The organism is Pectobacterium parvum (genome assembly GCF_020971565.1).
Taxonomy (GTDB): Bacteria; Pseudomonadota; Gammaproteobacteria; order Enterobacterales; family Enterobacteriaceae; genus Pectobacterium; species Pectobacterium polare.
In genome coordinates this window covers 4,161,292-4,174,250 of the sequence record NZ_CP087392.1, presented here as the reverse complement: position 1 = coordinate 4,174,250, position 12,959 = coordinate 4,161,292, and the positions used below count along the sequence as shown (strand labels likewise).

The 12,959-nt window shown below is 49.8% G+C and carries 12 protein-coding genes and 1 pseudogene; 5 read left to right on the top strand and 8 right to left on the bottom strand.

The genetic code is table 11. The features are described from left to right. Positions 1–105: 105 nt before the first annotated feature. On the bottom strand, positions 106–1,491 hold the full coding sequence (mpl, locus tag LOZ86_RS18780) for a UDP-N-acetylmuramate:L-alanyl-gamma-D-glutamyl-meso-diaminopimelate ligase (RefSeq protein ID WP_039487367.1): 1,386 nt from the start codon (positions 1,489–1,491) through the stop codon (positions 106–108). A 169-nt stretch (positions 1,492–1,660) separates the two neighbouring features. On the opposite strand from mpl, the gene fbp reads away from it, so the two are divergent. After that, positions 1,661–2,665 (top strand): class 1 fructose-bisphosphatase, encoded by a 1,005-nt coding sequence (gene fbp / locus LOZ86_RS18775; RefSeq protein ID WP_039487368.1) that lies wholly within the window; start codon positions 1,661–1,663, stop codon positions 2,663–2,665. 61 nt (positions 2,666–2,726) lie between these two features. Here fbp and ruvX read toward each other — a convergent pair whose 3' ends face one another. The 7 genes from ruvX to metK all read right to left on the bottom strand — a co-directional run bounded on the left by ruvX (position 2,727) and on the right by metK (position 8,177). Then, positions 2,727–3,146, bottom strand: a complete 420-nt coding sequence (ruvX, locus tag LOZ86_RS18770) for a Holliday junction resolvase RuvX (protein WP_039487371.1) — start codon at positions 3,144–3,146, stop codon at positions 2,727–2,729. Continuing rightward, positions 3,146–3,709 (bottom strand): YqgE/AlgH family protein, encoded by a 564-nt coding sequence (locus tag LOZ86_RS18765; RefSeq protein WP_039487374.1) that lies wholly within the window; start codon positions 3,707–3,709, stop codon positions 3,146–3,148. Before LOZ86_RS18765 ends, ruvX begins: the two co-directional genes overlap by 1 nt. Before the next feature lie 82 nt (positions 3,710–3,791). Then, entirely contained in the window at positions 3,792–4,751 is a 960-nt protein-coding gene (gshB, locus tag LOZ86_RS18760; protein ID WP_010285797.1) for a glutathione synthase, read from the bottom strand. Positions 4,752–4,762: 11 nt separating this feature from the next. After that, on the bottom strand, positions 4,763–5,497 hold the full coding sequence (rsmE, locus tag LOZ86_RS18755) for a 16S rRNA (uracil(1498)-N(3))-methyltransferase (RefSeq protein WP_039487375.1): 735 nt from the start codon (positions 5,495–5,497) through the stop codon (positions 4,763–4,765). 98 nt (positions 5,498–5,595) lie between these two features. Continuing rightward, positions 5,596–6,294: a deoxyribonuclease I gene (endA, locus tag LOZ86_RS18750; RefSeq protein WP_230242604.1), complete on the bottom strand. Its 699-nt coding sequence runs from the start codon at positions 6,292–6,294 to the stop codon at positions 5,596–5,598. A gap of 96 nt (positions 6,295–6,390) precedes the next feature. Further along, entirely contained in the window at positions 6,391–6,903 is a 513-nt protein-coding gene (locus LOZ86_RS18745) for a SprT family zinc-dependent metalloprotease (RefSeq protein WP_039487412.1), read from the bottom strand. Positions 6,904–7,025: 122 nt separating this feature from the next. Continuing rightward, entirely contained in the window at positions 7,026–8,177 is a 1,152-nt protein-coding gene (metK, locus tag LOZ86_RS18740) for a methionine adenosyltransferase (protein ID WP_010295424.1), read from the bottom strand. A 558-nt stretch (positions 8,178–8,735) separates the two neighbouring features. Here metK and LOZ86_RS18735 point away from each other — a divergent pair. The 4 genes and pseudogenes from LOZ86_RS18735 to LOZ86_RS18720 all read left to right on the top strand — a co-directional run bounded on the left by LOZ86_RS18735 (position 8,736) and on the right by LOZ86_RS18720 (position 12,930). Continuing rightward, a complete protein-coding gene (locus LOZ86_RS18735) occupies positions 8,736–8,894 on the top strand; it encodes a hypothetical protein (protein WP_165707522.1) in 159 nt (52 codons plus the stop codon). Further along, positions 8,887–10,869: a biosynthetic arginine decarboxylase gene (speA, locus tag LOZ86_RS18730; protein ID WP_039487380.1), complete on the top strand. Its 1,983-nt coding sequence runs from the start codon at positions 8,887–8,889 to the stop codon at positions 10,867–10,869. Before LOZ86_RS18735 ends, speA begins: the two co-directional genes overlap by 8 nt. 241 nt (positions 10,870–11,110) lie before the next feature. Continuing rightward, a pseudogene (locus LOZ86_RS18725) lies at positions 11,111–11,257 on the top strand (IS5/IS1182 family transposase); the annotation flags it as partial. Positions 11,258–11,565: 308 nt separating this feature from the next. Continuing rightward, the gene (locus LOZ86_RS18720; protein ID WP_052012109.1) at positions 11,566–12,930 is read left to right on the top strand and encodes a nucleotide sugar dehydrogenase; all 1,365 of its coding nucleotides are present in this window, start codon (positions 11,566–11,568) and stop codon (positions 12,928–12,930) included. Positions 12,931–12,959 lie beyond the last annotated feature (29 nt).

Here is a 12,959-nt window from a genome sequence, read left to right as displayed (position 1 = left end):
CCCATTAATAATGGGTGATGCGAAGATGAAAAAGGACGGGATTCCCGTCCTCTTTGCTATCTACCGTTTCGCCGCCGTGATGTAAGCAACGACGGCTTCTACCTGTTATTCCTGAGCTTCTTTCGCCTTCTGCGCTTTGTTCTTCAGGCCATCCAGCAGTTTATTGTGGATGTTGCTGAACCCACCGTTGCTCATCACCAGAATGTGGTCACCAGGCTGTGCAGTCTTGACGATGTTTTCTACCAGCGTGTCAATATCCGCGCTCCAGTGAGCGGGTTGTACGCAGGCTTCCGCAACTTCTACCACCTGCCACGGAATATGTGTTGGCTGGAATAGGAAAACTTCATCGGCGCGGCCTAATGACGGAGCCAGTTCGTTTTTGCACATTCCCAATTTCATGGTGTTCGAACGGGGTTCAAGTACGGCCAGAATACGCGCTGTACCGCCAACTTTGCTACGTAGCGCCGACAGCGTCGCCAGAATCGCAGTCGGGTGGTGCGCAAAATCGTCATAAACCGTGACGCCATGCTCTGTACCGCGTAATTCAAGGCGACGGCGTGCGTTGATAAATCCACCCAGTGCGCGGCAAGCATCAGCAGGGAGTACGCCAACGTGGTGAGCGGCAGCGATGGCCATCAGCCCGTTGTGCATGTTGTGTTCACCCACCAGCTTCCAGTGGACTTCACCGACGAGTTCTTTATTCAGGTAAACCTGATATTGGCTGGCATCGGTCGATACTTTTTGTGCCCGCCATGTGCCTTCTTCACCAACCAGTTCCTGCTCACTCCAGCATCCCATTCCCATCACCTGTTTGAGGTTAAGGTCATTGGCTGGCAGGATGATCTTCCCGCTGCCCGGCACCAGTCGCACAAGATGATGGAACTGTTTCTGAATGGCTTTCAGATCGTCAAAGATGTCGGCGTGATCGAACTCAAGATTGTTGAGCACCAGCGTTCTTGGACAGTAGTGTACGAATTTGGAACGCTTGTCGAAGAATGCACAATCATATTCATCGGCTTCGATCACCATGAACGGGCTGTCGCCTAAGCGTGCGGAAACGGTGAAGTTGCCGGGAACGCCACCGATCACAAAGCCTGGCTGGTAGCCGCAATCTTCCAGAATCCAGGTGACCATCCCCGCTGTGGTGGTTTTGCCATGCGTTCCTGCAACGGCAATTACCCAGCGATCGCGCAGCACATAATCATGCAGCCACTGTGGACCGGAAACGTAAGGTAATCCCTGTTCCAGTACGGCTTCGACGCACGGGTTTCCGCGCGTCATCGCATTACCGATGATGACTAAGTCAGGTGCGGGGCTAAGCTGTGCCGGATCGTAGCCCTGAATCAGCGTGATTCCCTGCTCTTCAAGTAAGGTACTCATGGGGGGATAAACATTTGCATCTGAGCCTGTGACGTCATGCCCCAGCGAACGAGCAAGCAGGGCAAGGCCACCCATAAAGGTGCCGCAGATACCTAAAATATGAATACGCATACATTTTCCATCTTCACAGTGAGTCTGTGTCACATTCTAACGCTATGAATCCGCCATAAGAAATGGATTTGACTAGGTACTCACTTTCTCTTTGGGCTACACTGCATGCGCAAACGTTGGCGGTGCAGAAATGAAACCGCTTTTCATCCGTAGATTCTGGAATAGTGTTATGAAAACGTTAGGCGAATTTATCGTCGAAAAACAGCACGATTTCTCTCACGCCACAGGTGAGCTTACCGCGCTGCTGTCTGCTATTAAACTGGGTGCCAAGATTATTCACCGTGATATCAATAAAGCGGGTCTGGTTGATATCCTGGGAGCCAGCGGCATTTCTAATGTTCAGGGCGAAGTGCAGATGAAGCTCGATCTGTATGCCAATGAGAAACTGAAAGCTGCATTAAAAGCGCGTGGTGAAGTGGCAGGTATTGCCTCCGAAGAAGAAGACGAAATTGTTATCTTTGAAGGTGATAAGGCGGAAAATGCCAAGTATGTGGTTCTGATGGATCCGCTGGACGGTTCGTCGAATATTGATGTGAACGTCTCTGTCGGTACGATTTTCTCTATTTATCGTCGTATTACGCCGCTGGGTACGTCAGTCACGGAAGCTGACTTCTTGCAGCCGGGTAGTCAGCAGGTTGCTGCGGGTTACATCGTTTACGGTTCTTCAACCATGCTGGTGTATACCACGGGTCACGGCGTTCACGCCTTTACCTACGATCCGTCGCTCGGTGTATTCTGTCTCTCGCATGAAAAAGTTTGCTTCCCGGAAAAAGGGAATATGTATTCCATCAACGAAGGGAACTACATCAAGTTTCCTGCTGGCGTGAAGAAATACATCAAATACTGTCAGGAACAGGATGAAGAAACGCAGCGTCCTTATACGTCGCGTTACATCGGTTCACTGGTCGCAGATTTCCACCGTAATCTGCTGAAAGGCGGAATTTACCTGTACCCAAGCACCGCGAGCTATCCGAAAGGCAAACTGCGTTTGCTGTACGAATGCAACCCGATGGCGTTTCTGGCGGAGCAGGCGGGCGGTAAGGCTAGCGACGGTAAAAACCGTATTCTGGATATCACGCCAGAGAAGCTGCATCAGCGCTCACCGTTCTTCGTAGGAACAGAATCCATGGTTGATGACGTCGAACGTTTCATCCGTGAATTCCCAGACGCCTAATTAACATTAATTAGTCGTTGATATAGTCCCGTGTGGTCGACTTGGCTACACGGGATTGCCTTTAAAGCTGTGCTTCGAACCAACTCTCCAGAATAATCACCGCAGAGGCAGCGTCTACGCTCCCTTTATCCAACGCTTTAAAGCCACCGCGTTCGAAGAGATCGGCTCGCGCTTCTACCGTACTCAAACGTTCATCGTGTAGCTCAATAGCGATGCCAAAACGGCCATGCAGTCGGTTAGCGAACTTCCGTGCCCGTGCCGTCAGCGGTTGCTCGGTGCCATCCATGTTGAGCGGCAGGCCGACGACGACCAGATCAGGCTGCCATTCTGACAACAGCTTCTCCACTTTTTGCCAGTCGGGTATCCCTTCCTGCGCCTTGAATGATGTCAGTGCGCGTGCCGTACCGGTAATTTCCTGACCGATGGCGACACCGATACTTTTTGTCCCAAAATCAAAGGCAAGAATGGTTCTGCTGCTCATCAGGCATGTCCTGCTTCAGTGGAGATATTATGAATATCGATGCCCAACTTTCTAGCCGCCGCCCGCCAGCGTTCGGCAATGGGCGTATGGAACAGAATGTCTTGATCGGCTGGCGTCGTCAGCCAGGCATTATCCAGCAGTTCCTCTTCCAACTGGCCGTTCTCCCAGGCGGAATAGCCTAAGGCGACCAGCGTATTTTTCGGCTGCTGGGGTGTGCCTAACGTTTCCAGCACGTCTTTTGACGTGGTGATCATAGTGTCTTCAGAAATACTGATGCTGGAACCAAAGCCGGAGCAGGGCGTATGTAGGATAAAGCCACGGTCGTCCGCCAGTGGGCCACCCACAAAGACGGGTTTATCCAATCGGATGGCGGGATCGCGCGGCGTTGGGTCTATTTTTAGCTTTTTCAGCACATTTTCCACGGAAAACTGATCCATCGGTTTGTTGATGATCAGCCCCATGGCTCCGTCTTCATTATGTTCGCAGATATAGACCACCGAACGTTTAAATACAGAGTCCTGTAGTGCTGGCATAGCAATGAGGAAGTGATGCTGTAAATTCATTGTGTATTTTAATCGATATCCGTCAGCGTTGGAGAAACGGCCCGTATTGCGCGGGCCGGGTAGCGTGTCAGTGTCTCTGGTCTTAGCGGGTACGTGCAGCCAGACGTTTTTCAATGGCGTCCATCAGCATGCCAGTGATGGAAACATCCGGGTAAGCCGCTTCGATTTCACGCACGCAGGTCGGACTGGTGACGTTAATTTCTGTCAGGCGGTCGCCGATAATATCCAGACCGACGAAAATCAGGCCTTTGGCTTTTAAGGTCGGTGCGACGTCACGGGCGATTTTCCAGTCGCTTTCGGTCAGCGGACGCGCTTCGCCGCGGCCACCGGCTGCCAGATTGCCGCGTGTCTCACCGCTTTTCGGGATACGCGCCAAGCAGTAAGGCACGGGTTCGCCATCAACCACCAGTACGCGTTTGTCGCCATCTTTAATTGCAGGCAGATAGTTTTGCGCCATGCAGTAGCGGGTTGCGTGTTCGGTCAGCGTTTCGATGATGACTGAGACGTTGGCATCATCCTGCTTCAAACGGAAAATAGACGCGCCGCCCATGCCGTCTAGCGGTTTGAGAATGACGTCACCGTGTTTTTCATGGAACTGACGCAGTTTGTCGGCACGACGCGTAACGAGCGTATCAGGGGTCAGATGCGGGAACCAGGCGGTGAACAGCTTCTCATTGCAATCACGCAGGCTCTGCGGCTTGTTGACGATCAGCGTGCCTTTCTCTTCCGCACGTTCAAGGATATAGGTGGCGTAGATGAATTCCGTATCAAACGGCGGATCTTTACGCATTAGCACCACATCCAACTCTTCCAGCGCAATATCCTGTTCACCGGAGAAATCGTACCAGCCGTCGTAATCGTACTGGACGCTCAGGCGACGCGTTGTTGCACGCGCGACACCCGCATGCATATAGAGATCGTTCATCTCCATATAATGCAGTTCCCAACCACGGCGCTGTGCTTCCAGCAGCATGGCAAAGCTGGTGTCTTTCTTGATATTGATGGTGTCAATCGGGTCCATCACGATACCGAGTTTGATCATTCTTTTCTCCTTTACCCCAAATCGCCGAAACGTACCTGTAAGGCGGTCATGGCGGTGAGTGCAGTGGTTTCTGTGCGCAAGACGCGTGGCCCCAACAGGATATCAGTGAATCCGTGTTCTGAGGTCATGGTAATTTCACTGGCGGTGAGCCCGCCTTCCGGGCCGATCAGTAGCCTGACCCGATCGACCGGCAGTGGTAACGTATTGATGCTCTGTGTGGCGCGTGGGTGCAGATTCAATTTCAACGCGTTGTCTTGTTCTGCACACCAGGCTTCCAGCGTCATCGCTGGCCGCACCAACGGCACACAATTGCGGCCGGACTGCTCACAGGCGGCGACCGCAATTTTCTGCCACTGGCTAATTTTTTTCTCCATACGCTCTGCATCCAGTTTGACGCCACAGCGTTCAGAAAGCAGTGGGGTAATCACATTGACGCCCAGCTCGATGGATTTCTGAATGGTAAATTCCATCTTCTCGCCGCGCGACATCACCTGTCCCAGATGTAAATGTAGGGGCGATTCTTTATCTTCCAACTTACCTGCTGTGAAGCGAACGCGCACACTCTTTTTGCCAGCCGCGATGATTTCTGCATCAAAGGCATGATTGCTGCCATCAAACAGCTGCAATGACTGACCTGTCGTCATGCGTAACACGCGACCCACATGATTGGCGGCATCGTCACTCAGCTCGACTTCACCGCCGTTAAGGGGGAGCGTTTCGGGATGAAAAATGCGTGGTACTCGCATACTGGATTCAGACCTTTGAATAAAATAGAACGGCGCAAAACCACCGTCATCTGACGGCGGTTACGCTGGAAATTGATTCGCTATAGTAGGTAGACGAACTAGCGCTGGCAAGCTTGTTGAACGTAGGGATTCGGGTTTCCCTGTTTTGCGGCGATGCGCTGATTGCGGGTACATTCCCACTGTGTGACGGGGTATTGCTTATCCCAGGCTTCGAACAGCTGGGTTTGCTGGCTGGAAAGACGTAACTGATAGCGGTCGCGCATGTAGAAATAGGTACGCGCGATCTGGCCGCGAGCGCGAGTGGGCGGTTCTGCCAGATTATTTTTGAAGTCGACCTTCATCTCGCATTGACCATATTGGGATGCACCCCCGTTCCATTGCCCAGACATGGCATTACCACGATCGCCGTTTACCTCGCCGATAGCGGGCTGCAGGTTATGCAAATCGGTTTCCATCTCACGGTAGACAGGATCGCTGTTACAGTTCTTTCTGCCGCCATCCTGCCAGCACTGGCGCTGGTGGCCGAACTGCCAGGCGGGTACAACGTGCTCCCATTCGATACGGCTGGCACGCTGCTCATTTTTCCTCACTTGATAGCCACAGGCTTCAAGGTCGGGCGTACCTTTTTTGCCCTGCCACGTAATCTTGCAGCCACAGTAGAACGAACCCGGCGCATCGCGATTAATGTCGACTGCGGCGGCTTTTGCTTGCGAAAAATTATTGATGTTTTGACCCAGCGCGGTGGCCGAAAACAGACCCGCGCCTACGGCGGCGATAGCGAGAATTTTGCGTAGCATATTCCAAATAATCCACTGGCTGTAAAGTTGGCAGACTACCGGATGTCTCGTCGGCAGGCAAATGCAAAAGCAGTTTTTAAAACTGGAAATTCCCTTTTAAATAGAACTTTTTACATCATGACGTAAGGTTTTCCCGCAACGACGACAGCGATATTCTGTTTCGCCGCGCAGCACCCGATTGTGCCGACGGATCGTCAACTCATGCCGTTGGCAATCACACAGGTAGGTGAAGGTTTTCCCCTGTACGGATTGCACCGCAAACCGATGCGTGCGTTTTGCCGGGACGCACAGCACGTTTTCCATCATCCAGCGCCATTCCTTGCCATGCGGGGCGACACGGCCAAAACGTGCATAAACCAGCAGATGAGCCAACTCATGGGGAACCACTTCATCGATAAAGGCCTGCTGGTTTTCCTGCAACAAGACGGGATTCAGCCGAATTTCCCAGTGTTGCAGCCAGGCCGTTCCTGCCGTTGAACCGCGTTGCTGGTAATTTACTGCTGGCTCGGTGTAGTCCGTCTGCAAGGTGAGGTTAGCCTGCTGCAATTTATCACGCAGACAGCGCATCACAGCCTGATGGCTGGCAATGGGGATTCGGGGTGTGTTCATTGCTGTGAGCATAAATTGAGTGGCAGGGAGACGCAATAGGCGAAGCGGAGGGAAATTCAGGGGAGGTAGAATGAAAAACGGCGAACTCTCATTCGCCGTTTGGTGTTTATTGCATCACCAGATTACAGGCCCGCAGCTTCGCGTAGCTCTGCGGCTTTGTCCGTTTTTTCCCACGGGAAATGTTCGCGGCCAAAGTGACCGTAGGCAGCCGTTTCCTGATAAATCGGATGCAGTAGATCCAGCATCTGGATTAAGCCGTAAGGACGCAGATCGAAGAATTCGCGCACCAGCAGCGTCAGTTGCTCGGTGGACACTTTCTCTGTGCCGAAGGTTTCGATCATGATGGAAGTCGGTTCTGCCACGCCGATAGCGTAGGACACCTGAATTTCGCAGCGATCGGCCAGACCAGCCGCGACGATATTCTTGGCAACGTAGCGTGCAGCATAGGCAGCAGAACGGTCTACTTTAGACGGATCCTTACCGGAGAATGCACCGCCGCCGTGACGTGCCGCGCCGCCGTAGGTATCAACGATAATTTTACGACCAGTCAGGCCGCAGTCACCCATTGGGCCACCGATAACAAAGCGCCCGGTTGGGTTGATGAAATATTTGGTATTGGCAGACAGCCATTCTGCAGGCAGAACTGGCTTGATGATCTCTTCCATCACCGCTTCATGCAGATCTTTCTGGCTGATGTCTTCTGAATGCTGAGTAGACAGCACCACGGCATCGATGCCAGCAATCTTGCCATCGTCGTACAGGAACGTAACCTGACTTTTTGCGTCTGGGCGCAGCCACGGCAGAGAACCGCTCTTGCGGACTTCTGACTGGCGCTGAACCAGACGGTGTGCATAAGTCACGGGTGCTGGCATCAGGACGTCGGTTTCGTTGGTCGCGTAACCGAACATCAGACCCTGATCGCCTGCGCCTTGTTCCAGAGGATCGCGGCGGTCAACGCCCTGATTGATGTCAGGAGACTGCTTGCCAATCGCGCTTAGTACGGCACAAGAGTTGGCATCAAAACCCATTTCAGAATTGACATAACCAATATCACGCACGGTACGACGGGTAATTTCTTCAATGTCGACCCAGGCGCTGGTAGTAATTTCACCACCGACTAACACCATTCCGGTCTTTACATAAGTCTCACAAGCGACACGCGCTTTTGGGTCTTGCTCCAGAATGGCGTCGAGAACCGCATCAGAAATCTGGTCAGCAATTTTATCAGGATGTCCTTCAGAGACTGACTCGGACGTAAAAAGGTGTTTAGCCATGAGTTTCTTTACCTTCAAATCAAAGCCGTTAAGCAGTGTATCAGTTAATCGGTATAGACGGATTAACATCTGGATGGCTATTCTAGGTCACCTTTTGGTCTCAGTGCCAGTAGTTTTTCGCATTAGCACGCCATCGTCCTTTTATCATCGGCCGTTTTTTCTTTTACAAGAGATGACTAGCGGTAATTTTCATTTTGCTTTTCCAGCAGCATGTCGGTATAAACGGCGAGCGGTGATGCAACCCGCGATATCTTGAATTTTTTATTGATAGCTGACCGCATAGCCTGCGGCGCACGTGGAGGTGGTAGGATTAATGATCCGTTGTTTACTGAGTGTATTGCGTTCGCAATATGTCCCTTTTGACGCTACCGCGTCCGCGACTCAACCCTTCTTTTCCGTTTCTCGACGTAGCCTGTCTTTAAATTCGACACAGGACTCTAGGGCTGGTTAACCTGCCTGTTATTCTTTCTGCCAGAAGCGTTTAGCGTCTTTCTGGTCACGTTCGCCCGGTGGTTTTCACAACGAGTTTTATCGACCCGTAACACGGAGCCTGACAACGTGTTTTACACTAATAAGAGTAATAAAGTGACGGCATACTTCACTACGCCGGTTTTTTCACTGTCGATGCCGCATGTTGCAGGTATGCTCATGTGGGCTGTTTATTCAGGTACTGATGTGATCCGCAGTCTAGAAAAAGAAGAGGTTCGTTATGTCTGACGACATGATTCATCACGGCTCGTCAGCGACGGGTAAACATGAAAATTTGCGCTCTATGCAGGAGGTTGCCATGAATGACCGTAATGCCAGCGAAATGCTTCGTACTTACAATATTGCCTGGTGGGGCAATAATTACTATGACGTCAATGAACTCGGCCACATTAGCGTGTGCCCGGATCCTGACGTACCAGAAGCTCGCGTCGATCTGGCCAGATTGGTCAAAGATATGCAGAAAGATAACCATCAGCGCCTTCCTGCGCTGTTCTGCTTTCCGCAAATCCTCCAGCATCGCCTGCGTTCTATTAACGCGGCGTTTAAACAGGCTCGCGAATCGTTTGGCTATGAAGGCGGGTATTTTCTGGTTTATCCGATCAAGGTTAACCAGCATCGTCGCGTCATTGAGTCACTGGCTAATTCCGGTGAACCGTTGGGTCTGGAAGCCGGTTCAAAAGCGGAGCTGATGGCGGTACTGGGTCACGCGGGCATGACCCGCACGGTGATTGTGTGTAACGGCTACAAAGACCGTGAATACATCCGTCTGGCACTCATCGGCGAAAAGCTGGGCCACAAGGTTTATCTGGTCATCGAGAAGATGTCCGAAATTCGGCTGGTGTTGGAAGAAGCCGAGCGCTTGAATGTGGTGCCGCGCCTCGGCGTCCGTGCGCGTCTGGCTTCTCAGGGGTCGGGCAAGTGGCAATCCAGCGGCGGTGAAAAATCCAAGTTTGGTCTGGCGGCGGTTCAGGTGCTGCAACTGGTTGAGATGCTGCGCGAAGCGGGGCGGTTGGATAGCCTGCAACTGCTGCATTTTCATCTGGGATCGCAGTTGGCGAATATCCGTGATATTGCGACGGGCGTGCGTGAGTCTGCGCGCTTCTATGTCGAACTGCATAAGCTGGGCGTAAATATTCAGTGCTTCGACGTCGGTGGCGGGTTGGGCGTGGATTATGAAGGCACGCGCTCTCAGTCTGATTGCTCAGTGAACTATGGCCTGAACGAATACGCCAACAACGTGATTTGGGGCATCGGTGATGCCTGTAACGAAAACGGGTTGCCACATCCAACGGTTATCACCGAATCTGGCCGTGCGGTAACCGCGCACCATACCGTGCTGGTTTCCAATATTATCGGGGTTGAACGCAACGAGTTCAGTGACCCGACTGAGCCGGAAGAAGGCGATCCGCGTGCGCTGGAGAGCCTGTGGTCAACCTGGAAAGAAATCAAGCAGCCAGGGAAACGCCGTTCGCTGCGTGAATGGCTGCACGATAGCCAGATGGACTTGCACGATGTGCATACCCAATACACGCACGGCATGTTGGATCTGACGCAGCGTGCGAAAGCAGAGCAGCTTTATCTGAGCATCTGTCAGATGATTCAGGAACAGCTGGATCCGAGCAACCGTGCGCACCGGCCGGTGATTGATGAATTACAGGAGCGGATGGCTGACAAGCTGTATGTCAACTTCTCGTTGTTCCAATCCATGCCGGATGCATGGGGGATCGATCAGTTGTTCCCAGTAATGCCGTTGGAAGGGTTAAACAAGCCGCCTGAGCGCCGTGCTGTCGTGCTCGACATCACTTGTGATTCCGATGGTACGATAGATCACTATGTCGATGGTGACGGGATCGCGACGACGATGCCAATGCCGCCTTACGATCCAGAAAACCCGCCGCTGCTGGGCTTCTTTATGGTCGGTGCCTATCAGGAAATTCTGGGGAATATGCATAACCTGTTTGGCGATACGTCGACCGTTGACGTGTTTGTCTTCCAGGATGGCACCGTTGAGATTGAAGAGTCTGACGAAGGGAATACGGTTGCCGACATGCTGGAATATGTGCAGCTTGACCCCAAAGTGCTGATGACCCGTTTCCGCGATCAGGTGAAAGAAACTGACCTGGATACCGAACTTCAGGCGCAGTTCCTGGAGGAGTTTGAAAGCGGGCTGTACGGCTATACTTATTTGGAAGATGAAGAGTGAGTATACCCTAAATAATTCGAGTTTCAGGAAGGCGGCAAGGGAAGGAGTCCCGATGAGCTTACACAGATAAGTGATTCGGGTGAACATCCCTTTTTTCGACTATCGCTCAGATAAGCGAGTCATGCCGATCAGTTCAGGAGCCGTTAAGCGATCCAGGCATTGTGTAAAAATCCGGAAATGTTCCTCATTTCCGGATTTTTTTATGCGTATCGCTCAGGTTCTTGATCTTGTCTCCTGCTACACAACGATGTCGAGAGTAAAGAAAGTGTGTGGAGGATGGTTGACGCTGCGGAACTACGATGCACAGGTGGGTGAATCAATGGCATTAGTGAAAGCGTTAAATATGATGACGTTACTGGGTATGCCGCACCGTGTGCGCATTGCCTGAGTGGTGAGGGAACGGTTTTGCTATACCTCGAAATTTATTTATTCAACAAAGCCGTCAGTTGAGTATCCCTTTAACGAAATTGGCATATTAATAACGACATAAAACAACAAATTAATTCAATGTTATCGGGGGCTGCCATCAAGTGAATTGGTTAGTAGGATTGATGTCTTAATTATTAAATATGTAACTTATTTGTAATGTTTTTGAAATTAACACGGATTAGGCTTCCCTGATGTTTTTTTGTTGAAAATTATTCTTTACATAACATTTGGTTATATCCGTCAATTACTGACAAGGAAAAGGTACAAATGTTGAATAAAACTACGGATCAAGTAGTACAAAATGAAATTATTAATACTTTTAATGATAGTGAATACTTTGACAGGCTTAACAAAAAAATTTCGTTAACTTTATCTAATGTTATGGTTGTGGGGGTTGGCTACGTAGGCATCCCATTGATTAAGCGGTTGGGTGAGACCGGATTTAGTGTAGTTGGCTATGATGTTGACGAAGCTAAAATTGAAAGTCTCCAAAAAGGAATATCACCAATACCACATATTAGTGAGGGCTACTTTAACCAAGCAGCGCACGGTTCGAAGATATGCTTCACTTCTCAGGCATCAATTGTTAATGATATGGATGTGATTATCATCTGTGTACCCACGCCATTAACTGTAAACAACACCCCAGATATGTCATACATCGAAAGTGCATTAGAAAGTCTAGTTCCGCACATAAAGAAAGGAACTTTAATTTCATTAGAAAGCACAACTTTTCCCGGAACAACTGAAGAAATCATCCTCCCATTTCTGAAAAAAAATGGATTTTCAATCGGCTATGACATCTTCTTGGGTTACTCACCAGAAAGAGAAGATCCAGGAAATAAACAATTTGATCTTAACCAAATCCCCAAAATTGTTTCTGGGTGCAGCGATGAATGCAAATTCCTTATGGAAAAACTATATTCGCTTATAGTCGATCAAATAGTACCAGTTAGTAGCCCCAGGGCTGCCGAAATGACAAAAATCGTAGAGAACACACAACGGTTTATTAATATTAGTTTAGTTAATGAACTGAAAATGATTGCGGACAAGATGAGCATTGACATTTTTGAAGTGATCAATGCGGCTTCGACAAAACCATTTGGATTTACACCCTATTATCCTGGACCAGGAATAGGAGGGCATTGCATACCGGTTGACCCGCATTACTTAAATTGGAAATGTAAAGAATACGGTATAAAGTCAAGATTTATTGAGCTTGCTGAAGATATAAATCTTGCCATGCCAAATTATATAGTTAACAAGATTCAAGTAGAAATAAATAAATCCCAAAAATCCTTATTCAACAGTAATATATTAGTTATGGGAGTATCTTACAAAAAGGATGTGGGAGACATAAGAGATTCACCTGTGATTAAAATAATTGAGTTACTTATTGAGCAAGGCGTAAATATATCATTCTTTGATCCCTACATAGATAGAATAAACATTAAGAAGAGAACCTTCCTGTGTGAGAATTTAGAACTGAAAAAATTTGATAAGTATGATGCTATCCTTATCGCAACAGACCATACCCAATTTAATTATAAAGAATTAGTAATGAGTGCCCAGCTTATTATTGATGCTAGGGGGATCTATAAAGAACTACCGGAAAATATAAAAAGAGCATAAACAAATGATCATTAAACCATTAACCACAA

What these genes read in the sequence shown, in the direction of transcription:
- mpl (WP_039487367.1), bottom strand. Translation starts at nt 1,491, where the DNA reads ATGCGTATTCATATTTTAGGTATCTGCGGCACCTTTATGGGTGGCCTT.
- fbp (WP_039487368.1), top strand. Translation starts at nt 1,661, where the DNA reads ATGAAAACGTTAGGCGAATTTATCGTCGAAAAACAGCACGATTTCTCT.
- ruvX (WP_039487371.1), bottom strand. Translation starts at nt 3,146, where the DNA reads ATGAGCAGCAGAACCATTCTTGCCTTTGATTTTGGGACAAAAAGTATC.
- LOZ86_RS18765 (WP_039487374.1), bottom strand. Translation starts at nt 3,709, where the DNA reads ATGAATTTACAGCATCACTTCCTCATTGCTATGCCAGCACTACAGGAC.
- gshB (WP_010285797.1), bottom strand. Translation starts at nt 4,751, where the DNA reads ATGATCAAACTCGGTATCGTGATGGACCCGATTGACACCATCAATATC.
- rsmE (WP_039487375.1), bottom strand. Translation starts at nt 5,497, where the DNA reads ATGCGAGTACCACGCATTTTTCATCCCGAAACGCTCCCCCTTAACGGC.
- endA (WP_230242604.1), bottom strand. Translation starts at nt 6,294, where the DNA reads ATGCTACGCAAAATTCTCGCTATCGCCGCCGTAGGCGCGGGTCTGTTT.
- LOZ86_RS18745 (WP_039487412.1), bottom strand. Translation starts at nt 6,903, where the DNA reads ATGAACACACCCCGAATCCCCATTGCCAGCCATCAGGCTGTGATGCGC.
- metK (WP_010295424.1), bottom strand. Translation starts at nt 8,177, where the DNA reads ATGGCTAAACACCTTTTTACGTCCGAGTCAGTCTCTGAAGGACATCCT.
- speA (WP_039487380.1), top strand. Translation starts at nt 8,887, where the DNA reads ATGTCTGACGACATGATTCATCACGGCTCGTCAGCGACGGGTAAACAT.
- LOZ86_RS18720 (WP_052012109.1), top strand. Translation starts at nt 11,566, where the DNA reads ATGTTGAATAAAACTACGGATCAAGTAGTACAAAATGAAATTATTAAT.